At 64.1% G+C, this 20,987-nt stretch carries 21 protein-coding genes; 11 read left to right on the top strand and 10 right to left on the bottom strand.

What is annotated here, in order from left to right; all coding sequences use genetic code 11:
• On the top strand, positions 1–212 hold a 212-nt coding region (locus tag B2828_RS17580; protein ID WP_479635081.1), incomplete at its 5' end, for a hypothetical protein.
• A gap of 121 nt (positions 213–333) precedes the next feature.
• On the top strand, positions 334–546 hold the full coding sequence (locus B2828_RS17575) for a dodecin family protein (RefSeq protein WP_479635080.1): 213 nt from the start codon (positions 334–336) through the stop codon (positions 544–546).
• A 75-nt stretch (positions 547–621) separates the two neighbouring features.
• On the opposite strand, the gene trpB is transcribed toward B2828_RS17575, so the two are convergent.
• Positions 622–1,815, bottom strand: a complete 1,194-nt coding sequence (gene trpB, locus B2828_RS17570) for a tryptophan synthase subunit beta (RefSeq protein ID WP_479635079.1) — start codon at positions 1,813–1,815, stop codon at positions 622–624.
• 62 nt (positions 1,816–1,877) lie between these two features.
• Positions 1,878–3,248, bottom strand: coding sequence for an alkaline phosphatase (locus tag B2828_RS17565; protein WP_479635078.1), 1,371 nt, complete (start codon positions 3,246–3,248; stop codon positions 1,878–1,880).
• A 175-nt stretch (positions 3,249–3,423) separates the two neighbouring features.
• Between B2828_RS17565 and B2828_RS17560 the strand changes: the two genes are divergently transcribed.
• The 8 genes from B2828_RS17560 to B2828_RS17525 all read left to right on the top strand — a co-directional run bounded on the left by B2828_RS17560 (position 3,424) and on the right by B2828_RS17525 (position 12,690).
• Positions 3,424–3,972 carry a transglutaminase-like domain-containing protein gene (locus B2828_RS17560; protein WP_479635077.1) on the top strand — a complete coding sequence of 183 codons (549 nt, stop codon included), beginning with the start codon at positions 3,424–3,426 and terminating at the stop codon, positions 3,970–3,972.
• A 169-nt stretch (positions 3,973–4,141) separates the two neighbouring features.
• Positions 4,142–6,625 (top strand): hybrid sensor histidine kinase/response regulator, encoded by a 2,484-nt coding sequence (locus B2828_RS17555; protein WP_479635076.1) that lies wholly within the window; start codon positions 4,142–4,144, stop codon positions 6,623–6,625.
• Positions 6,626–6,757: 132 nt separating this feature from the next.
• Positions 6,758–7,192: an rRNA maturation RNase YbeY gene (ybeY, locus tag B2828_RS17550; protein WP_479635075.1), complete on the top strand. Its 435-nt coding sequence runs from the start codon at positions 6,758–6,760 to the stop codon at positions 7,190–7,192.
• Complete coding sequence (clpS, locus tag B2828_RS17545) at positions 7,189–7,464, top strand: ATP-dependent Clp protease adapter ClpS (RefSeq protein ID WP_479635074.1); 276 nt, start codon at positions 7,189–7,191, stop codon at positions 7,462–7,464. The genes ybeY and clpS overlap by 4 nt, the downstream gene beginning before the upstream one ends.
• A 21-nt stretch (positions 7,465–7,485) precedes the next feature.
• A complete protein-coding gene (locus B2828_RS17540) occupies positions 7,486–7,965 on the top strand; it encodes a DUF2017 family protein (protein WP_479635073.1) in 480 nt (159 codons plus the stop codon).
• 60 nt (positions 7,966–8,025) lie between these two features.
• Positions 8,026–9,216: a glycosyltransferase family 4 protein gene (locus tag B2828_RS17535; RefSeq protein WP_479635072.1), complete on the top strand. Its 1,191-nt coding sequence runs from the start codon at positions 8,026–8,028 to the stop codon at positions 9,214–9,216.
• Positions 9,217–9,284: 68 nt separating this feature from the next.
• Positions 9,285–10,436 carry an alcohol dehydrogenase-like regulatory protein ErcA gene (gene ercA / locus B2828_RS17530; protein WP_479635071.1) on the top strand — a complete coding sequence of 384 codons (1,152 nt, stop codon included), beginning with the start codon at positions 9,285–9,287 and terminating at the stop codon, positions 10,434–10,436.
• Positions 10,417–12,690, top strand: a complete 2,274-nt coding sequence (locus tag B2828_RS17525) for an ATP-binding protein (RefSeq protein ID WP_479635070.1) — start codon at positions 10,417–10,419, stop codon at positions 12,688–12,690. The genes ercA and B2828_RS17525 overlap by 20 nt, the downstream gene beginning before the upstream one ends.
• On the opposite strand, the gene xerD is transcribed toward B2828_RS17525, so the two are convergent.
• The 8 genes from xerD to B2828_RS17485 form a co-directional block, all read right to left on the bottom strand.
• On the bottom strand, positions 12,675–13,568 hold the full coding sequence (gene xerD, locus B2828_RS17520; RefSeq protein ID WP_479635069.1) for a site-specific tyrosine recombinase XerD: 894 nt from the start codon (positions 13,566–13,568) through the stop codon (positions 12,675–12,677). The genes B2828_RS17525 and xerD overlap by 16 nt on opposite strands.
• Positions 13,569–13,636: 68 nt before the next feature.
• Positions 13,637–14,869 carry an LL-diaminopimelate aminotransferase gene (locus B2828_RS17515; RefSeq protein ID WP_479635068.1) on the bottom strand — a complete coding sequence of 411 codons (1,233 nt, stop codon included), beginning with the start codon at positions 14,867–14,869 and terminating at the stop codon, positions 13,637–13,639.
• Between the two features lie 53 nt (positions 14,870–14,922).
• The gene (locus B2828_RS17510; protein WP_479635067.1) at positions 14,923–15,516 is read right to left on the bottom strand and encodes an HAD family hydrolase; all 594 of its coding nucleotides are present in this window, start codon (positions 15,514–15,516) and stop codon (positions 14,923–14,925) included.
• On the bottom strand, positions 15,516–15,842 hold the full coding sequence (locus B2828_RS17505; protein ID WP_479635066.1) for a YkgJ family cysteine cluster protein: 327 nt from the start codon (positions 15,840–15,842) through the stop codon (positions 15,516–15,518). The genes B2828_RS17510 and B2828_RS17505 overlap by 1 nt, the downstream gene beginning before the upstream one ends.
• Positions 15,843–16,102: 260 nt before the next feature.
• Positions 16,103–16,558, bottom strand: coding sequence for a phosphohistidine phosphatase SixA (gene sixA, locus B2828_RS17500; protein WP_479635065.1), 456 nt, complete (start codon positions 16,556–16,558; stop codon positions 16,103–16,105).
• 12 nt (positions 16,559–16,570) lie between these two features.
• Positions 16,571–17,161 carry a type 1 glutamine amidotransferase domain-containing protein gene (locus tag B2828_RS17495; RefSeq protein WP_479635064.1) on the bottom strand — a complete coding sequence of 197 codons (591 nt, stop codon included), beginning with the start codon at positions 17,159–17,161 and terminating at the stop codon, positions 16,571–16,573.
• 42 nt (positions 17,162–17,203) lie between these two features.
• Positions 17,204–18,151: an aldo/keto reductase gene (locus B2828_RS17490; protein WP_479635063.1), complete on the bottom strand. Its 948-nt coding sequence runs from the start codon at positions 18,149–18,151 to the stop codon at positions 17,204–17,206.
• A 111-nt stretch (positions 18,152–18,262) separates the two neighbouring features.
• Positions 18,263–18,775, bottom strand: a complete 513-nt coding sequence (locus tag B2828_RS17485; protein ID WP_479635062.1) for a ferritin-like domain-containing protein — start codon at positions 18,773–18,775, stop codon at positions 18,263–18,265.
• 245 nt (positions 18,776–19,020) lie between these two features.
• On the opposite strand from B2828_RS17485, the gene thiC reads away from it, so the two are divergent.
• Positions 19,021–20,967, top strand: a complete 1,947-nt coding sequence (gene thiC / locus B2828_RS17480; RefSeq protein ID WP_479635061.1) for a phosphomethylpyrimidine synthase ThiC — start codon at positions 19,021–19,023, stop codon at positions 20,965–20,967.
• The last annotated feature ends 20 nt before the right edge of the window (positions 20,968–20,987 follow it).

Here is a 20,987-nt window from a genome sequence, read left to right as displayed (position 1 = left end):
GCCCGGAAACGGCAATAGAGTTTAGGCTATTGCCAGCCGTTTTACACGGGGTTATCAAGTCCCGGCTGGCTCTCGCCAACTGGTGGGAAAAATGCGCTTCCTGGAATTTTAAAGTAAAGGCGATTTCACCCGAGCCCGATCGGTTTCACCTCGTTACGAACGAGGCTCAATGCCCATTTCCTGTCTTTTTCCTGAGTTCCTCAAGTTCCTGATGAATTCTTTTGTATCAGGCCTCCGGGAATGGTTGAGGAGAGCCAAAAATGCCGGGGTGTTTTTACCGGAGCCAGTCGCGGGCCGGGCGGCGAAATGGTTTCTGAAAACAGAAACCGATTTATGGCCAAGATTGTCAAAGTCATTGAATTGCTCGCCCAGTCCGACAAGAGCTGGGAGGACGCGGCCCAAGCGGCCGTTGCCGAGGCGGCAAAAACACTCCGTCATATCAAGTCCGTCTACGTCAAGGAATTTGAAGCGGCGGTGGAGGATGGGAAAATCACGCAATACCGCGTGAACGTGAAAATCTCCTTCGATTTCGAGGGAGCGCCGTAGAAGCGATTGGGGAAAAAAGGGGTGCCGGGGCGCAAAGGAAGGGGCCTTTGCGCCCCGGCGTAATATCTGGCGCTCCTACTTCAGGAGCATCTTGGCCACCTGCTCCACGTCTTTGTCGCCGCGCCCGGAGACGTTGACGATGATGATCTCGTCCTTGCTCATGGTCGGGGCCACCTTGATGGCATGGGCCACGGCGTGCGAGGATTCCAGCGCCGGGATGATGCCCTCGGTTTCCGAAAGCGTCGTGAAGGCATTGAGCGCCTCGTCGTCGGTGGCGTAGGAGTATTCCGCGCGGCCGATGTCGCGCAGGTAGGCGTGTTCAGGCCCCACGGCGGCGTAGTCGAGCCCGGCGGAGACGGAGTGGGTGAGCTGGATTTGCCCGTCGGCGTCGGCCAGAATGTAGGTCTTGGTGCCCTGGAGCACTCCGAGGACGCCTCCCTGGAAGCGCGCGGCGTGCTGGCCTGCCGCGATGCCCCGGCCCCCGGCTTCAACGCCGATCATGCGTACGGTCTCGTCTTCGAGGAACGGGTGGAACAGCCCGATGGCGTTGCTGCCGCCGCCGACGCAGGCGATAAGGAGATTGGGCAGGCGCCCTTCTTTTTCGAGAATCTGGCGGCGGGCCTCCACGCCGATGACGCGCTGGAAATCGCGCACCATCATCGGGTAGGGGTGCGAGCCGTAGGCGGTGCCGAGGATGTAGTGGGTGGAGCGGACGTTGGTGACCCAGTCGCGCATGGCCTCGTTGATGGCCTCCTTGAGCGTGGCCTGGCCGACGTCGACGGGCACTACCTTCGCGCCCAGAAAGCGCATCCGGGCGACGTTGAGCGCCTGGCGCTCCATGTCCACGGAGCCCATGTAGACGACGCACTCGAATCCGAACCGGGCGGCGACGGTGGCCGTGGCCACGCCGTGCTGGCCCGCGCCGGTCTCGGCGATGACGCGGTGTTTGCCGAGCCGTTTGGTCAGGAGCGCCTGGCCTAGCGCGTTGTTGATCTTGTGCGCGCCGGTGTGGTTGAGGTCCTCGCGTTTGAGGTAAATCTTTGCGCCGCCAAGCTTTTGCGTGAGGCGCTCGGCAAAGTAGAGCGGCGAGGGGCGGCCCACGTAATTGGCCATCAGGTCGTCAAATTCGCGGAGAAACTCCGGGTCTTTGCGCGCCTTCTCATATTCAGCCGTCAGGTCGTTGAGGGCCGTCATGAGCGTTTCGGGGACAAACTTGCCGCCGAACGGGCCAAAGTGGCCGTGAGCATCGGGAAGCGTTTCGGGTTTCATGAGAATACAAAGAGGTTAACTGCAAAAAGGCGCAAAAGGCACCAAATAAAAACCGAAAGGGATTACAGACCCTTTTGGATGATCGGGAAAACGTCGGTGTTTTCCATGAAGCCGCCGATGCTCTCAGAGCCGGGACCGGTGCCGAGGAGGATCATGTCGCGCGCGGTGCTTACGGCTTTCGGGGTGTAGAAGGCTGCCGGTTCCTTGCTGGGGCCCTGCGTCACGGGGCTTGGGGCGGGAAGGGGAGTGGCCGCGGCGGTGGCTGCTGCGGCGTCCGCCGGGGTGGCGGTCGGGGCCGGGGTGGTGGCGGCGGCGGCATCGGTGCCGGAGGCTATCGCTGAGCCGGTGGTGGCAGCGGTTGCGCCTGCGGTGCGGGGGCCGTTGGGGCCGGTGCTCCAGGTGAGCGAGGGGTAGCCCGCCGCGTTGCTGCCCAGGAGGGCGACACCCCGGTCGGCCTTGAGCGGGTAGCCGTTGAGGCTCAGGCCCCCGACGTCGTTCTTGCCCACGCAGAGGATGAGCGCCTTTTCCCCCGCGTACTGGCGGGCGGTGGCCACGGCGCGGTCGAAGTCGGCCGTTTCGGTCAGCACGCGCTCGCCGTTGTTCTGCTCTGCCGCGCGGCCCACGAGCGCCGCGTCAACAACCAGCACGTACCCCTTCGGGTGCATTTGCAGAAATTCGATCGAACGCCGCACCATGTCGGAGAGCGAGGGCTGCTGGCTGCCGCTTTCCACCTGCGAGGAAAAGGCCAGCTCGGAGTTGGCGAAGATGCCCGTCAACGGTGCGGTGAGGAAGAGCGGGGTATTCTCCAGCTCGGCCTTGCTGCGCACGAGCTTGTGGTCCTTGGCCCGCAGTTCCAGCCAGAGGTCCTTGCCGTCCTTGCGCACGCCACCTTTGCTCTCGGGTGTGAAGTCGTTCATGCCGCCGCCGAGGGCGACGTCGAGGATGTTCGTCTGGACAAACTGCTGGGCGATGGAGGCCGTGTCGCGGCGGTCCGTTACGTGGGCGTAGAAGGCGGCGGGCGTCGGGTCGGTGAGGTTGCCCGTTGTCACGATGCCCGTGGCGCGGCCTACGTCGTGGGCCAGGGAGAGGATGGAGGGGAGCGGCTTGCCGCCCGCGTCGGTTGAGATGGCGCGCTGGTTGCCCTTGACGCCCGTGGCGAGCGAGGATGCGGCGGCGGCGGAGTCGGGGACGGCGTAGTCGTTCGCGCTGTTTCTCACGAGTGCGAGCCGGGGAAAGGATTCCAGCGCCAGGCGACCGTTGGCCCCGCTCTGATAGAGCCGCGTGGGCGTCAGCGTGTTGGTCGTCAGGCCGTCGGTGATGAATAGGATGATCCCGAAGGGCTTCTGCACCACCCAGGCGTGGAAGTAGAGAAAGCCAAACCCGATGAAGATCATCAGGCAGAAAAGCGCGAGGAGTCGGTTCCTAAGTTTCATTGGTCTGGTTTCCTAGAAAAGCAGGAATCGCAGCATTGAGAAGCGAGAATTGCGGATTTTTCGCGTGGTTGAAAGGTCAGAAGTGGGGTATGAGGGGAGGGTGCCCCTGAAAAGGACATCGGGGAATTGCTGGCACGAATATAGCTACAACTGTTAAACAGCAATGCGACACCTGATGAAACAACTGTTAACGCCATTACTACTAGTTCTCACCGCAGCCTTCGCGGTTGCCCGCCCCGACCTCTCCAATGGCCGGTCCGGAGCGACCCCGTACGACCCTTACAATGCTCCCGTGGATGCGGTGATGGGGCACTTGAACGGTTCCGCCCCCAGCTTCGAGGCGGTTCGCGCCCTGGTCCGGCAAGGCTACAACTTCCGTTATTCCTTCGATGCCCCCTACGTGGCGCAGATGCCCGCCGTGACGGCCGCCAAGCGCTCGGGTGATTGCAAGGCGAAGTCGCTCTGGCTGGCCAGCAAGATGAACGATGCCGCCAACCTCCGCTACGTCATCGGCAAGGCCCGGAGCACGTCCCGCATCAGCCACGCGTGGCTCATGTGGAAGCACGAGGGCCGCTGGTGGATCCTCGACCCGACTAACGTTCCCGAGCCGATCGCGGCGGATAGCGTGGGCGCGGGCGATTACGTCATCAATTACTCTTACGACCGCACCGGCTCCTATTGCCACACCCCGGCGGGCGGCAGCCGCCGCGTGGCCGGGCGCTAGTAGCAGCCAGCCATAAAATCCTTTGCGGTCCCCCGCCGCAAACCGTTCCCCCGAAAAGGACGGGACCGCTTTCCCCCGAGCGGTCCCGTCCTAAGTTTTTTTAGGGTGCTGATATCAAAAAAAATCCGGCATTCTAGGCCCCCTTGGATTTGACGCGGCCCCCGGCCCGGTGAAGCTTCTATTAATGGAGTCGTCGAAATCCCCAGATCATGAAATCCGCGAACTGGATGCGCTGAGGGAAAGCGAGCGGCGGTTTCGTGCCATCTACGAGCAAGCGCCCATCGGGATGACGCTCGTGGACATCCGCACGGGGCGCTTTATCGAGTTTAACGCCAAGTTTTGCGAAATCGCGGGCCGCCCCGACGAGGAGTTGCGGCAGATGGACTTTGTGACGCTGACCCATCCCGACGACCGCCCGGAAAATCTGCGGCTGATCGCGCAATTGCGGGCCGAGACTCTCGACACATTCACTTTTGAGAAACGCTACATCCGCCCCGATGGCTCCCTTGTTTGGATCTCGGCTACGGCGGTGCCGATGTGGCGCAAGGGGGCGGAGCCGGATTGTTACATGACGCTCATCGAGGATATCTCTGAGCGGAAAGCAACGGAGGCCGAGCGCCAGCGCCAGATTACCTTTGATCGGCTCATTACTGCCATTCTGGGGCGGTTTGCCTCGTGTACCGGGGCGGAGATCGACCACGAAATCCGCGAAAGCCTCCGGACCGTGGGGCAGTTCATCGGGGCCGAGGAGGCGTTTGTATCCCAGATCTCGGCGGATATGTCGACCTGGAGCGTGGTCTACTCGTGGTCGGCGGTGGGGGATGACCTCAAGGAAAAATACAAGGCGGTCCTGGTCGGCGAATTCCCCTGGGCAGAGCAGCAGCTTTTCACTGGCAAAAACGTGCAGATCATGGACGTCGACGACTGGCCCGGCGCCGGGAGCTACGACGCGGAGAAACACCAAATGCATGGGGTTCGCTCGGTTCTGGTCATGCCGCTGCGGGGCCGGGGGGGGCGGGTGCGCGGCGGGGTGGGGCTGCGTACGCTGACCCGGTCGGTTCATTGGTCCGAGGAAGATGTCCGGCGGCTGCGGATTTTCGCCGACTCCGTGGCCAATGTCCTTGAACGCAAGCAGATCGAGAACGCTCTTTACGATTCGCGCGGGACCCTTCAGCAGATCCTCGACACCGTTCCCCATCGCATTTTTTGGAAAGATCGCGCCTCCAACTACCTGGGGTGCAACATGGCTTTGGCTCGCGATCTGGATCTGAGCTCCCCGGAGGAGATTGTGGGGAAGAACGACTTTGAGCTTTTCACAAAGGAGGCCGCCGAGCGCTACCGGAGGGATGACTTGCAGATCATCGAGTCCGGCGAGGCGAAAATGGGCTATGAGGAGGCCGAAAATCTCCCCGATGGGACGGTGATTTGGATGCGGGTGAGCAAAATACCGCTGCGGGATTCGCAAAACCGGGTCTCCGGCCTCCTGGGCGTGGCCGAGGACATGCGGATGATGCGTCAGGCGCGCATAGCGCTGGAGGCGGCCAAGGAGGCGGCCGAGGCGGCCAACCAGGCCAAGGACCAATTTATTGCCGTGCTCAGCCACGAGCTGCGCACCCCGCTCACCCCCGTACTGGCCATGGTGACGGCCATGGAGGACTCGGGGCGGCTCCCGGAGGCCTGGCAGGCCGACATCGAGGCCATCCACCGCAATGTGGAGCTGGAGGCCCGGCTCATCGACGACCTGCTGGACGTCACGCGCATTTCCCAGGGCAAGCTGATCCTGCGGCCGGAGCCCCTGGACGTGCACGCCTCGCTGCAAGCCGCGCTGGAGATCTGCCGCTCTGACCTGGCGGCCAAGGGCCAGGAGCTAGTGCTCGGCCTGGAGGCGCGCCGCCACTGGGTGCGGGCCGACCCGGCGCGGCTCGGCCAGGTGTTCTGGAACTTGGTCAAAAACGCCGTCAAATTTACGCCGGAAGGGGGCCGCGTTGAGGTGCGTACGGTCGACGAACCGGGGGGCCGGGTGCGGATCACCGTGGCCGACAACGGCATTGGCATCGAACCCGACGTGCTTCCGCGTGTCTTCAACGCCTTTGAACAAGGGGAGGCTTCGCGCAAGCGTCGTTTTGGCGGCCTCGGCCTCGGGCTGAGCATTGCCAAAGCGCTCGTCGAGATGCACCACGGGACCCTCTCCGCCGCGAGCGAGGGCCGGGAGCATGGCGCCGTTTTTACCGTCGACCTGGGGACCGTCGAGCCGGGGCCCAAGCCCGCCGTGGAGAGCCCGGGAGCGGAGCCAGCGCCGGGACCCTCGCGGCGGATCCTGCTCGTGGAGGACCACGAGGATACGGCCCGCATCATGGCCCGGCTGCTGCGCCAGTGGGGCTATACGGTGGCGACCGCAGGGACCGTGGCGGACGCGCTGAAGCGGGCGGAGCAGGTGCAGTTTGATCTTCTTGTTAGCGACCTCGGCCTGCCCGACGGCAGCGGCCTGGAGATCGCCCGGCGGCTGCGCGGGCGTGTGCGGGCCGTCGCGCTCAGCGGCTACGGTACCGACGAGGACGTCCGGGCCAGCCTGGAGGCCGGGTTCTCCGAGCACCTGACCAAGCCCGTGAGCATCCAGACGCTCCGCGCGGCGGTCAATAAGCTGCTGGCTTAAGGGCACCTCTGGAAACCGGCGGCACGTCATCAAAAATCCTTCACGGCTGCCATACCCCGGTTTCCCGAGGGGGCCTTGATAACGTCTCGACTCCCGGCGGTCGTTTTGGGAAGATCGCCGCTCCCGAACCCTATGGAAATCACCCTTCACAATCGGCAGCGCAAGCTCCGCTTTAGCCTCGCCTGGCTGCGGCGGCTGGCCCCCGTGGCCGTCGAACGCTGCCTGCGCCACCCGGCCTGGCCCGGAGCGCCGCTGCAATCGCTGCCCGAGGTGGAGGTCACCTTCGTCTCCGACGCGACCATTGCCCGAGTCCATCGCGATTTCATGAACGTCCCCGGAGCCACCGACGTCATCACCTTCGATCATGGAGAGATTGTCATCAGCACCGAGACGGCCCGGGAGAACGGGGCCCTCTACGGGCGCACCCTCGACCAGGAGCTGGCGCTCTACGTCGTCCACGGCCTGCTGCACCTCAATGGCTACGCGGATAAGGAACCGGCGGATTTCGCCCGGATGCAGGCGTTGCAGGAACGCATTTTGGCCGAGTGCCTGGAGGCCGTGAAATGAAGGAGCAGACCGAGACCCTCAGCAAGACGGCCCTCGACGTTCCTTGGAACGTTGTCGTCCACAACGACCCGGTGAACCTGATGAGCTACGTCACCCTGGTCCTCCAGCGCGTCTTCGGGTATTCGAAGTCGAAGGCCGAGGGGTACATGCTGGAGGTCCACCACAAGGGGAAATCCATCGTCTGGACAGGGGGGCGCGAGCGGGCCGAGCTTTACGTGCAGCAGCTCCACTCCCATCTGCTCCTGGCGACCCTGGAGCGGGCGGGGGAATAACCACAAAGGAGACGCAAAACAGTGACGATTGTACGAGACGAAAACGGCGGGTTCATTTTTGAGGACGTAGAGCCCCAGTTAGTCCAGCTTTTCCTGGCAATTCCCCGGTCCACCCGGCCCGAGGATAACCCCCAGGTGCTCGACCGGCTCTACCCCCGGCCCACGGGTGCCTCGGACCCCGAGCTGCACGAGGAATGGGAGCAATTTGTCGTGCCCGAGCTGCGAGAGACCTTTGAGGAAGCCACGACGGTCGTCGAGCGGGACTTAAAGCCGCTCCAAGGCGGCGCGAGCGGCTGGGTGATCCCGCGCGAGCACATGGACGCCTGGCTCAATGCGCTCAACCAGGCCCGCCTGGCGCTGGCCGCCAAGTACGCCGTCACCGAGGAGGATATGGACGTCAGCGCGCCCTATCCCGTCGAAGACGAGCGCGGGCTGGCCGTGGCGCAGATCCACGTCTACGGGCTCTTGCAGGAGTGCCTCATCCGCTACATCGAGGAGTAGGCAAGGAGAATCAATTTCCCCTCGCACGCAAAGAGGCCGGTCTGTAGACTACGCAATAGCATGGCTTCTTTCGCGTACTTATTCGAGCGGTTCCCTTCGCTCACGCAAACGTTCTGCTATCGCGAGGTGGGCGAGATGGCCCGCCAGGGAGCCGCGCCGCCTGTTTTCTCTATCCGGCGGCCCGCCGATCCGCCCCGAGAATGCCCCGCGGCCATCGCCGAAGCCGTGACCTACCTGCCCGAGGCCGACGCGCTCGCCTCGGAAATGAAAACGATCCGCATGGTGGGCCGCTACCCGTGGCGGGTCCTGCAAACCATCCACCGCTGGGGCAAGCGCCCGGGCAAGGGTCGCCTGACCGCCGCCGCATGGCTCGGGCCGAAGCTCAAGGCCCGGGGCGTTACGCACGTCCACACGCACTTTGCCGGGATGGGCGCGCGCACGGCCTACTGGCTCAAGCAGTTTTACGGCATCACCTACAGCTTCACCGGTCATGCCAACGATCTTTTTTGCGAAGCCGATCAGCCCGTTGGCCTGGGCGACCTGGTGCGCGAGGCCTCGGCCGTCGTAACAGTGGCCGATTACAGCCTCGGCTGGCTGCAGCGGGAATTCCCCGCGCACGCCGCCAAAATGCACCGCGTTTACAACGGCATCGAAACGGCTGAGTTCGCCCCCCCCCGGCCCGATCCCGCCGCCCCGCCGCTCATCGTCTCCGTGGGCCGCTGTATTGAGAAAAAGGGCTACGCTGATTTGATCGACGCCTGTGCCCTGCTGCGTGAGGGCGGGGCCCGGTTTGAGTGCGTCATCGTCGGGGGCGGACCGCTGGAGGAAGCGCTGCGGGGGCGGATCGCCGAGCGCGGGCTGGAAGCGACCGTGCGCCTCACCGGCGCGCTGCCGCAGAGCGAAGTGCGCTGCTGGCTCTCGCGGGCAAGCCTCTTTGCGCTGGCCTGCGCCACGGAAGCCGACGGCGGCAAGGACAACCTGCCCACGGTGATCGCCGAGGCCATGGCCTGCGGCCTGCCCGTCGTCTCCACCCGGCTCGCCGGAGTGCCCGAGATGGTCGCCGAGGGGGCCACGGGGCTGCTGGTGGAGGAAAAGCGCCCCGAGGAGCTCGCCGGAGCCTTGCGGAAGCTCCTGGGCGACCCGGAACAGCGCCTGCGGCTGGGGCGGCGCGGCAAGGAGATCGCCGACGAGCGCTTTGCCTTGAGCGTCACGGCGCGCCAGCTCAGGGAATTGCTGGAAGCGCTCCCGTAGGGGCGTGGAGAGCGCGCCGCCCGTTCGCTCGCCCTCGGAACCGGCCCCCTCTTCGATATAGAATAGAGATGGAACCGCGAAAATTTGTCGCCCCGGAGTTCATCCTGGGGCGGGGGGCGCTCGACCTGGCGGGTCAATACGCAGCCAACCTTGGCGGCTATAAGGTCTTCGTCGTCTCCGATCCCGGCGTGGTGGCAGCCGGGTGGGTGGACCGCGTAGAGAAGTCGCTGCGGCGAGCCGGGCTGGAGCCGGTCGTGTTTACCGAAATCACCCCCAACCCCAAGGACAGCGAGGTCATGGCGGGGGCGGCGCTTTACGAGCGGGAAGCGTGCGACATGATCGTCGCCGTCGGCGGAGGCAGCCCGATGGATTGCGCCAAGGGCGTCGGCGTCGTCGTTTCCAATCACATTCCCATCCTGGCCGCCGGGGGCGTGGACCGCATCGAGCTGCCCTGCCCGCCGCTCATCTGCATCCCCACCACCGCCGGGAGCTCGGCGGATATTTCCCAGTTCGCCATCATTACCGACCACGAGCGCAAAATCAAAGTGGCCATTGTCAGCAAAATCGTCGTGCCCGACGTGGCCCTCATTGATCCGCTCGCCACGGTATCCCTGTCGCGTCCGCTGACGGCCGACAGCGGCATGGACGCGCTGGTTCACGCCGTGGAGGCCTACGTTTCCACGGCCAAATCGCCCATTACCGACCTCCACGCGCTGGAGGCCATCCGGCTCATCTCGCGGAACCTCAAAGGGGCCATTGAGGAACCGGGCAACCTGCGCTTTCGCGATGCCATGATGCTGGCGAGCCTGCTGGCGGGCCTGGCGTTTTCCAACGCAAGCCTCGGCCTGGCGCACGCCATGGCCCACAGCCTGGGCGGAACGCTCGACCTGCCTCACGGCGAATGCACGTCGCTTCTGCTGGAGCACGTGGTCCGGTTCAACTTCGATGCGGTGCCGGGGCGCTATCTCAAAATTGCCCGCACGTTCGGGCTCGAACTCGCCGGCCTGCCCCACGAGGAGCAAAAAGCGCGGGTCGTGGAGATGTTCCGCGAGTTCCGCGCCGGGGCGGGGCTCATCAATGGCATCAAAGAAAATGCTCTCGGGCCTGCCGAATTCCGCACCATGGCTCGCGCAGCCCTGAAAGATGCGTGTATTGTAACCAATCCGGTGCAGCCGACGGAAGAAGAGATCGTAGCCATCTATGAGCGAGCTTTCCGATGACCAGGCGCGGGAAATGAAAGCGCTTCGCGACCAAATCATCGGTTTGGGGGCGAAATCCGTTCGCAAGACCTATTACCCGCAGCTTCGTCAGCAGATCGAGGAACTCAAATCCGCCAAGGCCGAGCTGGAGGAGAAATCGGCCTCCTTGCAGCGCACCCTCTCGGACCTGAAGGATGCCCGGCGGCGGGCCGAAGAGAGCGAGCGGCAGTTCCGGACCTTTTTTGAGGAAATCACCGACGGCATCTTCGTGGGATTCCTGGCCACCTACCGCTTCCGTATGGTCAACCCCGCCTACTGCCGCATGTTGGGCTACCTGGAGCCCGAGCTGATGCGGCTCTCCGCCCACGAGATCCACCCCCGCGAAGAGCTTCCGCGCGTGGCAGAGCTGATCGACAAGCTCAAGCGCGGCGAGCACGTCGTGGTGCGGGATCTGCGCCACATCCGCAAGGACGGCTCGGAGTTTTTCGCCGACCTCCGCGCGACGACGCTCCAGATGCGCGACACGCGCTACTTTATCGCCGCGTGCACCGACATGACGGAGCGCAAGATGGCCGAGTGGGAGCTTCAGCGGCTCAACCGGCTCTACGCGTTTCTGGGCGAGGTAAACCAGGCCGTGGTTCACATCACCTCCAGCCAGGAATTGTTGGAGGTGGTATGCAAGGCGGCCACGCAGTTCGGCTCTTTTGAGCTGGTCTGGATCGGGAAAGTCGACCCCGCGACCCAGCGCATAGCCCCCCTGGCCACAGCTGGAAAGCGGGTGGATATCCTGAAGCGGGCACCGGTGTATACCAACGGCTACTCCGGCACCCGGAGCCTTCCGGGCAGTTGCGTCATAGAAGGGGTTACCAAGGTCTGCAATGATTACGAGGCCCTCCACGGCGACTATCCCCACGTGAACGTATTACTGGAGGCGGGGATCCGGGCCATTGCCGCCATTCCCATCCGCAACCAGGGGGTGGTCTACGGCGTGCTGGTGCTTTGCTCCTCGGAAGCCAACGTCTTTATGGACAAGGAGGTGACGCTCCTGGAGGAAGTGGCTGCCGATATTTCCTTTGCGCTCGACCACCTCGACCAGGAAGAGCGCCGTAGACAGGACGAAGCCGCGCTGAAAAAGGCCAAGGAAGACGCCGAGGCGGCCAACCAAGCCAAGGATCAATTCATCGCCGTTCTGAGCCACGAGCTGCGCACGCCGCTCACGCCGGTATTGACGGCGGCTTCGCTGCTGCAATCCATGGAGAACATTCCCGAGGAAATCCGCCCGGAGCTGGATATCATCCGCCGCAACGCCGAGCTGGAGGCGCGCCTCATCGACGATCTCCTGGATGTAACGCGTATCAGCCGCGGCCTCGTGCAGCTCCATCCGGAGGAGGTGGACGTCCACGCGGCGCTGCTCAAGACGCTGGAGATTTGCCGGGCCGAGATCGAGCAGAAGGCCATGGAGATTGTGCTCAAGCTGGAAGCCGGGGAGCATTATGTATCGGCGGATTCGGCGCGGCTCCAGCAGGTGTTCTGGAATTTGTTGAAAAACGCGCTCAAGTTCACGCCCCCGGAAGGGCGGATCTCCATTTGCACGGAGAACGTGGAAGATCGCATCCGGGTTGAAGTAGCCGATACCGGCATCGGCATTCCCGAGGAGGCGCTTTCGCGCATTTTCAACGCCTTTGAGCAAGCCGAGAAGACGTTGACGCGGCGTTTCGGCGGCCTCGGGCTGGGGCTGAGTATTGCCAAGGCGGTCGTCGAGCTGCACCAAGGCAGCATTTACGCCCGGAGCGAGGGGCTGGGGAAAGGGGCCCTCTTTACGGTGGAGCTGCGCACCATTGTGCCCGAGCCGGGCCGTGCCGTGGAGCGGGTGGCGCCGCCGGTCTTGAGGGAAAAACAGTGGCGGATTCTGCTGGTGGAGGACAATCTCGATACGCTGCGGATTTTATCCCGCCTGCTGGAGCGCTGGGGCTACGAAGTGTGGGGGGCGGACACGGTGGCCGGGGCGCTGGAGACTGCGAGCCGCGAGCCGTTTGATCTTTTGATTAGCGACATCGGCCTGCCCGACGGCAGCGGCCTGGAGGTGATGCGGGAGGTTCTGCGCAGCCGCCCCTACGTCCGGGGGGTGGCCATCAGCGGCTTTGGGACGGATGAGGATATCCGGCAAAGCCGCGAGGCGGGGTTCACCGAGCACTTGACGAAGCCCGTGGCCATCGAGGGGCTGCGCGCGGCCATTGACCGGCTGGTGGCCTTGAGTGATCAGCCCCGGGGGTGAAATTTCCGGTGGATGCTCCGGAGCTTCTGCTGGTCGACATGGGTGTAGATCTGCGTGGTGGAGATGTCGGAGTGGCCCAGCATTTCCTGGATCATGCGGAGATCCGCGCCGTTGCTCAGCAGATGCGTGGCAAAGGAGTGCCGCAGCAGGTGGGGGTAGATGTCTTTGTCGCCCAGGCCCGCCACATCGGCCCGGGCTTTGATGATTTGCCAGCAGCGCACCCGGGTCAGCTTGCCGCCGCGCGCGGAGAGGAAGAGTTCGCTGCCAGTCCGCCGCTTGACGAGCTTGGGCCGCTCCCGCTCCAGGTAGGCGGTGAGTGCATCGCATGCCTTTTGGCCCATCGGCACGAGGCGCGTTTTATTCCCTTTGCCGGTGACGCGGATGACCCGCTCCTCCATGACGAGGTTCTCCAGGCGCAGGTTGACGAGTTCCGAGACGCGCAGGCCGCTGGCGTAGAGCAGCTCCAGCATGGCGCGGTCGCGCAGGCCGTGGAGGGCGGTGAGGTCGATGCTTTCCAGCAGGCGCTCGACTTCCGATTCGTTGAGCGTCTCGGGCAGATGCTGCTCGATGCGGGGGAGGGGGAGGAACTCGGCGGCGTCGCGCGGGATGAGTTTGCGGATGTGCAGGAAGCGAAAGAAGACGCGGAAGACGACCACGACGAGCTTGACCGACGCGGCGGCCAGGCCCCGCTGTTTGCAGGCCCCGAGATACTCGGTAAGATGCTGTGGGGTGACGCTTGCCGGGGCGGTAACCTGCTTTTCCCCGGCCAGCCACTTGGCGAAGCTCTCCAGCGTGGTGCGCGCGATGTACTGATAGCTCTCCGACTGCCCCCGCTCGGTGGCCATGTAGAGGATGAACTCGTCGATCGCTTCGTCCATGGGGAGGAAAGGCTCGTCCCCCTTTGTACCGCGCGCGGAGCCGGGGGACGAGCAAAGAGGTGGGCGCTTTATAGCGTCCGGATGCGCCGGGCGACTTCCTCCACGTTCTCGCGGCTGTTAAAGGCCGAGATGCGGAAGTAGCCTTCGCCCTTTGCGCCGAAACCGCTGCCGGGGGTGATGACGACGTTGGCTCGGGTGAGCATTTCGTCGAAAAGTTCCCAACTGGTGAGGCCGCGCGGGGTGCCGACCCAGATGTACGGGGCGTTGACGCCGCCGAAGACTGGCAGACCGGCTTCCCGGGCCGCCGTGCGCAGGATGGCGGCGTTGCCCATGTAGTGGTCGATAAGGGCGCGCACTTGGGCCTTCCCCTCGGGTGAGTAGACGGCCTCGGCACCGCGCTGGACGATGTAGCTGACGCCGTTGAACTTGGTGCTCATGCGGCGGTTCCAGAGCGGGTGGAGCGGTTTGCATTCGCCGCTGGCGGTGGAGGCGAGCAGCGTCTTGGGGACGACGGTGAAGCCGCACCGGGTGCCGGTGAAGCCGCCGTTTTTGGAGAAGCTCCGGAACTCGATGGCGCAGTCGCGCGCGCCGGGGATCTCGTAAATGGAATGCGGCACGCCGGGCTCGGAGATGTAGGCCTCATAGGCGGCGTCAAAGAGGAGCAGCGACTTGTTTTTCAGCGCGTAGGCGACCCACGCTTCGAGCTGGGCCCGCGTGGCGGTGGCGCCGGTCGGGTTGTTCGGGAAGCAGAGGTAGACCACGTCGAGCGCTTCGGCGGGGACGTCCGGCACGAAGCCGTTGCCCGCGTCGCAGGGGAGGTAGTGGATGCCCTCGTAGGTGCCGTTTGCGTCGGCCTCGCCGGTGTGCCCGGCCATGACGTTGGTATCGACGTAGACGGGGTAGACGGGGTCGGTGATGCCGAGGCGGTTGCCCGCTCCGAGGATGTCCAGGATGTTGCCGCAGTCGCACTTGGAGCCGTCGGAGACGAAGATTTCGTCGTCGGCGACGTCGATGCCCCGGTCGCGGTAGTCATTCTGCGCGATGGCGTGGCGCAGGAATTCGTAGCCCTGCTCGGGGCCGTAGCCGCGGAAGGTCTCGCGGGCTGCCATTTCGTCCACCGCGTGGTGCATTGCGGCGATCACGGCGGGGGGCAGCGGCTCGGTGACGTCACCGATGCCGCAGCGGATCACGCGCCGGGCGGCCTCGGGGTTGGCTTCACAAAAGACTTTCACGCGCCGTCCAATCTCGGGAAAGAGATAGCCGGCCTTCAGTTTGAGGTAATTATCGTTGAGCTGAACCATCGCGATGCAATCGAGTAGCGGTTTTTTTTCTTTAGCGCAAGCCGGGAAGGGCCTTAGGCGCGCGGATCGGGCACCTGGACGGTGGCCATTCCGGCCGAGGAGGCGGATTGGATGCCGACGTCGGAATCCTCGAAAGCCAGGCAGCGCGTGGGTTCCACCCCGAGCTTGCAGGCGGCGGCGAGGAAGGGATCGGGAGCCGGTTTGCCGTTGACGTAGTCCTCTACGCCGACGATGGCGTCGAACCAGTCGAAGATGCCCAGCGCGGTGAGCGTGCCCCGGATGATGGCATGGTGGCCGCCGGAGGCGACGGCGATCGGTTTGCCCTCGTCGTGGAGTTTTTTAGCGAAATCGACCACGGGCTGGATCGGCGTGGCCTTGCCGAGCAGGCTGATGTAGGTGGCTTCCTTTTGCTCGACGATCTGGTCGGGGTCCAGGCTGAGGCCGTTGCGCTCGTTGAGGAGCCGGACGATCTCCACCGAGGGGACGCCGCCGAGTTCGTAGAAGTAGGGCTCGGGGAAGAGATCGACGCCGTGGGGCTTGAGCGTGGTAAGCCAGGCTTCGTAGTGGAGCGGCATGGTGTCGGCGAGGGTGCCGTCGCAGTCGAAGACGTAGCCTTCGAAGTTTCCTTCGGGAATTTGTAAGTTCATCAATTCGTAAGTGGGATGGCCCGGCAGGTTTTTTCCCAGCCGGGGGTGTTCCAGGTGTTGGGGAATCCGACACACTGGGCCGGTTTTGCGGCTTGAAGGCGGCAGGTGTTCCCTTCCAGGAAAAAACACTCGCCGCTGGGTTTGTCGATGAGCGCGAGGCCGCCGCGTTGGGGGGTGAGCCGTGTAAAGCGTTGGATGAAATCATCTTCCGCCAGCTCCAAATGCGCCGCGATGCGGGGAATCTCCGTTTCCGTTATCCGCACAAAGCCGGGGATGCGGCAGCAGGCTCCGCATTGTTGGCACTGGTATTGGATTCGCGCGCTCATCGTTTACAGAGAAGAGAGTCGCCCGAACCGGCCGCCCGCGCAAAGAAAAAACATTTATTAGGATGCGCTTTCGGCGGTAAGTCGCCAAGCGGCAGGAACTTCCGAGACCGCACAAAGAACGCTTGGCGATATCAAGGGTGCGGGGCCTGACCGGAAAGGGGAGAGCAGGGAGGCCGGTCGGGCTCCGCGCTATTTTTCTCTGAGGGGTGGGGGGATTTTCACAAAAGGAGACGGAGAGCGCGAAGGAGAGGGAAGCTGGGTTAGGAGGCTGCCCCGAGGACCTTCGGCGGGAAGAGGCAGAGCAGTTTCCCGCTTTCCAGATCGACCAGGGCCACGCCAGCTTTGGCTAGCTTTACCCTCGCGCCGGTGAGCGATTCGATCAAATGGCTGAAATCCGGTTCGTGCCCCACGAGCATGACGGTCTTCCCGGGGTGGCGCTCCAGCAGGTGTGCCAGTTTCTTGGGGGTGAAGCCGGGAGCGAGGTCTGGGTCGGTGGTTCGGTGCACGGCGAGCTCGTCTGCGACGATCCCGGCCGTCTGGAAGGCGCGCAGGAGGGGGCTGGTGAGGATCAGGTCCGGGATGACCCGTATCCGGCGCAGCCCGTCGGCCACGAGCCGGGTCTGCCGGGCTCCCTCCGCATTCAAGGGGCGGTCGTCGTCCGCGCCCGGCCAGTCCGGCCAATCGGCCGCGCCGTGCCTGAGAAAATAAATCCGCATGGAACTTGGATTCTAGATTACCCGGGAGCGTTCTCCCAGCTTGGCTGACATGAGCGCGTGGTAGCCTTCGGCGATTTCCTCGATCATCTTTGCGTTAAAGGCATCGAGGTCCGCCGGGTAGCGGCTGGTCACCAGGCCGCGGTCGACGACGACCGGCTCGTCCACCCATTCGCCGCCCGCGTTGCGAATATCGGTCTGGATGGCGGGCCAGGAGGTGAGCCGCCGCCCGTGGGCGATGCCCGCCTCGATCAAGAGCCAGGGGCCGTGGCAGATGGCCGCGATCGGCTTGCCCTGCTCGGCGAATCCGCGCACGAAATCGACGGCTCGGCGGGTCGCGCGCAGCGTATCCGGGTTGATCAGCCCGCCCGGAAGGACCAGCGCGTCGAAGTCCCCCACCTTGGCGTGGTCGAGGGTTTCGTTGACCTCGAATTCCTCCCCCTTTTCCGCATGGCGCATGCTCTGGATGACACCCGCGCGGAGCGACACGACCACGGGGATCGCCCCCGCGTCCTCCAGTGCTTCGAGCGGTTTCTCGATCTCAGACTGCTCCACGCCGTCCGTGGCCAGGATGGCCACCCGTTTGTTAAGAAGCTTTTCGTTCATTGCCGATGTTTCGGCCTGATGCCGGGCGATGGCTGTTCGCGCCTATCCCAGCCACTCCGGATGGGCCACGGTGGAGTCGAAATGGGGGGTGGTTTTGTACAGCTCAAAGCGGCCTTCCCCCGCGTACGGCCTCGTCCTTTCCAGGAGCGCGGCTCTTTCCCCCGCGCTGAGCGGCGCGAAGGTCCTGGCCGCCTCCAGCGCCTGATTGAGGATGGGGAGCTTGTCGCAGCCGGTGACGAGCGTGCTTACGGGCAGGCTCATCGTGTAACGCAGGCACTCCGGAGCTGTCACGGCTTGGCTCTCCAGAATAAACGGATCGCCCATGGCCTTCATCCCGAGCACGCCCACGCCGTCGTTGACCAGCTCCGGCAGCACGAGCTTCTCGAAGCTGTGAAAATGGGCGTCCATGACGTTGAGGGGTAGCTGAGCGGCATCGAAGCGGAAGCCGTTTTCCGCCGCCACTTTGAGCATTTGTAGGAGCACCTCGGGGCTCTTGTGGCCGGTGAAGCCGATGAAGCGCAGTTTCCCGGCCTGCTGGGCTTCCATCACCGCCTCCAGCGCTCCGCCGGGGGCGAAGATCCGCTCCGGGTCGTCCGGGTGGATCACTTCATGGAACTGGAGCAAGTCCACGCAATCGGTCTGGAGCCGCCGCAGCGATTCGTCGATCTGCGCCGCCGCGCTCGCCTTGGTGCGGCCGTCGATTTTGGTCATCAGGAAGGCCTTCGCGCGGTAGCCGTCGCGGAGCGCCTTGCCCATGCGGAGCTCGGATGTGCCGTTGTTGTAGTCCCAGGCGTTGTCGAGAAAGTTCAAGCCCGCGTCGAGCCCCTGGCGGATGATGCGGATGCTTTCCTCCTCGGTCGTCGCCTGCATGCCGAGGTGAAAGCCGCCGAGGCCGATGAGGGAGACTTGCTCGCCGGTGCGCCCGAGGGGGCGGTAGGGGATGCCGTTGCGGGTTTCGGCTGCGGGGGACGGGGAAAAATGGGGGCTCATGATGACGGGAGTTAATACCAAAGGGCCCCCAAGGATAAAAGCAAAGCGTTGCGCGGCCGGGTACAAGGCCCGACCGCGTCGAATCCACTGCGGAAAGCAGGGGGGAAAAAGCTACTCGGCCCGGTTCGGACCGGCGCGCAAGATGCGCTCGGCGATGCCGGTCAGCTTTTGGTCGGTTTTGGCCTCTTCGTCGAGCGTTTGCTCAAGGAGTTCGGCGGCGGAGGGGTTGTTGAGATGCAGCGCCAGGGCCCGCAGCGTTCCGTAGCCAGCGATCTCGTAGTGCTCCACCTTTTGCGCAATGGCGATGAGGCCCACGTCACGCGAGTCCGGGTCGCCCTCGGCGCCGATGTAGTCCTTGCCTTCGCTCACCAGGCCCTCCATGGCTTCGCAGCTCTCGCCGCCGGGATCAATGCCGAGGGCTTCGAAAATTCGCTCCAGGCGGGCCACGTGCTCCTTGGTCTGGTCCAGATGCGCCTCGAAGCCAGCCTTGAGTTCCAGGGAAGAAGCGGCGTCGGCCAGCTTTGGCAGCGCGTCCACGAGCTGGTTCTCGGCGCTGTAGATATCGCGCAACTCCTGGATGAACACATCGGAGAGCGAGTTGATTTTCAGTGACAGTAGTTTCATAGACGTTCTCTGGTTAACGCTTGCGATGAGGGATTCGGCCCTCGTATCCGGGCTGGACGGCCCCTTATTTTGCTCTATCATGGACGGGACAGGGGAGCCCCATGGGCTGAGAGTGTACGCAGGGCGCCGACCCCAAATAGGCGCCCCGCGGCAGACCCTTTGAACCTGATGCGGATCATGCCGCCGAAGGGAGCAAAGTTAAGCACGCTCAGCCATGTCGCCTCGCCGACGTGGTTTTTTTTGTTATGACCGAATCCCAATCCTCGCCCCACAGCAGCGACCCCATGGCACAGAGCCGTCGCGTTTACGTTGCGGGCACCCTTTTCCCCGAAGTGCGCGTCCCGATGCGCGAAATCACCCTCCACCCCACCCAAAAGCTCGACGGCTCGCAGGAGGCCAACGCCTCCGTGCGCGTTTACGACTGCTCCGGCCCCTGGGGGGACCCCGATTTTTGCGGCAACGTGGAGGCGGGCCTGCCCCGGCTGCGCGAGGCGTGGATTCGCGCCCGTGGCGATGTGGAGGAGTACGAAGGCCGCGCCGTCGCCCCGAGCGATAACGGCTACCTTTCCGATAAACATGCCGAATACGCCAGCCAGGCCGAGAAGAACCGGCTCACCGAATTCCCCGGCCAGCGCCGCAAGCCGCTGCGGGGTAAGGCCGGGCACCCGGTCACGCAAATGTGGTATGCCCAGCAGGGGATCATCACCCCGGAGATGGAATACATCGCCATTCGCGAGAACCAAGGTTTGGAAGCGTTGCGGGATAAAATTTCTGAGAAAATCCCGCGCAACAACCCCTTTTACCAGCACGCCGGAACCGACGGCCGCACCGACGCCCCGAAAGTCTTCGCCGGGTTCCCGCAGGCGATCCCCCGGGTCATCACGCCTGAGTTCGTTCGCGACGAAGTGGCCCGGGGCCGCGCCATCATCCCGGCGAACATCAACCACCCGGAGGTCGAGCCGATGATCATCGGGCGCAACTTCCTGGTGAAAATCAACGCCAACATCGGCAACTCCGCCGTCGCCTCCAGCATCGAGGAGGAAGTCGAAAAAATGCGCTGGGCCACCAAGTGGGGCGCGGATACCGTCATGGACCTCTCCACCGGCAAAAACATCCACGCCACGCGCGAGTGGATCTTGCGCAACTCGGCCGTGCCCATCGGCACCGTGCCGATCTACCAGGCGCTGGAAAAAGTCAACGGCCGCGCCGAGGACCTCACCTGGGAGATCTTCCGCGACACCTTGATCGAGCAATGCGAGCAGGGCGTCGATTACTTCACCATCCACGCAGGCGTATTGCTGCAATTTATCCCGCTTACCGCGCGGCGTACCACCGGCATCGTCAGTCGGGGCGGCAGCATCCTGGCCAAGTGGTGCCTGGCCCATCACCAGGAGAACTTCCTCTACACCCACTGGGATGACATTTGCGATATCCTGGCCGCCTACGACGTCGCCTTCTCCATCGGCGACGGCCTGCGCCCCGGCTCCGTGGCCGACGCCAACGACGCCGCGCAGTTCGGCGAACTGCAAACGCAGGGCGAACTGACCGAACGCGCCTGGAAAAAAGGCGTGCAGGTCATCAACGAAGGCCCGGGCCACGTTCCCATGCACATGATCCACGAGAACATGATGGCCCAGCTCGAATGGTGCCACGAAGCCCCCTTCTACACCCTCGGGCCGCTGGTCACGGACATTGCGCCCGGCTACGACCACATCACCAGCGCCATCGGGGCCGCGATGATCGGCTGGTACGGCACGGCGATGCTCTGTTACGTCACGCCCAAGGAGCACCTCGGCCTGCCGAACAAAAAGGACGTCAAAGACGGCGTCATCACCTACAAAATTGCCGCCCACGCCGCCGACTTGGCCAAGGGCCACCCCGGCGCGCAGTACCGCGACAACGCCCTTTCCAAAGCCCGGTTCGAATTCCGCTGGGAGGACCAATTCGCCCTCGGGCTCGACCCGGAAACCGCCGTTGCCTTCCACGACGAAACCCTGCCGCAGGACGGCGCGAAAACCGCCCACTTCTGCTCCATGTGCGGCCCGCATTTCTGTTCCATGAAGATCACCGACGACGTGCGCCAGTACGCGGCGAAGCAGGGGCTCGACCCGGATAGCGCACTCAACGTGGGCATGGAGGAAAAGTCGCGCGAATTTCTGGCCCAGGGGGCGGAAGTTTACCGGCGGGAATAGCTGGAAAAACGCTGCGGCGG

Source organism: Spartobacteria bacterium UBA695 (assembly GCA_002298145.1).
Classification (GTDB): Bacteria; Verrucomicrobiota; Verrucomicrobiia; order Chthoniobacterales; family Chthoniobacteraceae; genus UBA695.
The sequence above is the reverse complement of the archived record's forward strand: the minus strand, read 5'-3'. Positions and strand labels throughout refer to the sequence as shown.

What these genes read in the sequence shown, in the direction of transcription:
- thiC (WP_479635061.1), top strand. Translation starts at nt 19,021, where the DNA reads ATGACCGAATCCCAATCCTCGCCCCACAGCAGCGACCCCATGGCACAG.
- B2828_RS17490 (WP_479635063.1), bottom strand. Translation starts at nt 18,151, where the DNA reads ATGAGCCCCCATTTTTCCCCGTCCCCCGCAGCCGAAACCCGCAACGGC.
- xerD (WP_479635069.1), bottom strand. Translation starts at nt 13,568, where the DNA reads ATGGACGAAGCGATCGACGAGTTCATCCTCTACATGGCCACCGAGCGG.
- B2828_RS17485 (WP_479635062.1), bottom strand. Translation starts at nt 18,775, where the DNA reads ATGAAACTACTGTCACTGAAAATCAACTCGCTCTCCGATGTGTTCATC.
- B2828_RS17505 (WP_479635066.1), bottom strand. Translation starts at nt 15,842, where the DNA reads ATGAGCGCGCGAATCCAATACCAGTGCCAACAATGCGGAGCCTGCTGC.
- B2828_RS17575 (WP_479635080.1), top strand. Translation starts at nt 334, where the DNA reads ATGGCCAAGATTGTCAAAGTCATTGAATTGCTCGCCCAGTCCGACAAG.
- clpS (WP_479635074.1), top strand. Translation starts at nt 7,189, where the DNA reads ATGAAGGAGCAGACCGAGACCCTCAGCAAGACGGCCCTCGACGTTCCT.
- B2828_RS17560 (WP_479635077.1), top strand. Translation starts at nt 3,424, where the DNA reads ATGAAACAACTGTTAACGCCATTACTACTAGTTCTCACCGCAGCCTTC.
- ybeY (WP_479635075.1), top strand. Translation starts at nt 6,758, where the DNA reads ATGGAAATCACCCTTCACAATCGGCAGCGCAAGCTCCGCTTTAGCCTC.
- B2828_RS17525 (WP_479635070.1), top strand. Translation starts at nt 10,417, where the DNA reads ATGAGCGAGCTTTCCGATGACCAGGCGCGGGAAATGAAAGCGCTTCGC.
- B2828_RS17515 (WP_479635068.1), bottom strand. Translation starts at nt 14,869, where the DNA reads ATGGTTCAGCTCAACGATAATTACCTCAAACTGAAGGCCGGCTATCTC.
- ercA (WP_479635071.1), top strand. Translation starts at nt 9,285, where the DNA reads ATGGAACCGCGAAAATTTGTCGCCCCGGAGTTCATCCTGGGGCGGGGG.
- B2828_RS17565 (WP_479635078.1), bottom strand. Translation starts at nt 3,248, where the DNA reads ATGAAACTTAGGAACCGACTCCTCGCGCTTTTCTGCCTGATGATCTTC.
- trpB (WP_479635079.1), bottom strand. Translation starts at nt 1,815, where the DNA reads ATGAAACCCGAAACGCTTCCCGATGCTCACGGCCACTTTGGCCCGTTC.
- B2828_RS17495 (WP_479635064.1), bottom strand. Translation starts at nt 17,161, where the DNA reads ATGAACGAAAAGCTTCTTAACAAACGGGTGGCCATCCTGGCCACGGAC.
- sixA (WP_479635065.1), bottom strand. Translation starts at nt 16,558, where the DNA reads ATGCGGATTTATTTTCTCAGGCACGGCGCGGCCGATTGGCCGGACTGG.
- B2828_RS17535 (WP_479635072.1), top strand. Translation starts at nt 8,026, where the DNA reads ATGGCTTCTTTCGCGTACTTATTCGAGCGGTTCCCTTCGCTCACGCAA.
- B2828_RS17510 (WP_479635067.1), bottom strand. Translation starts at nt 15,516, where the DNA reads ATGAACTTACAAATTCCCGAAGGAAACTTCGAAGGCTACGTCTTCGAC.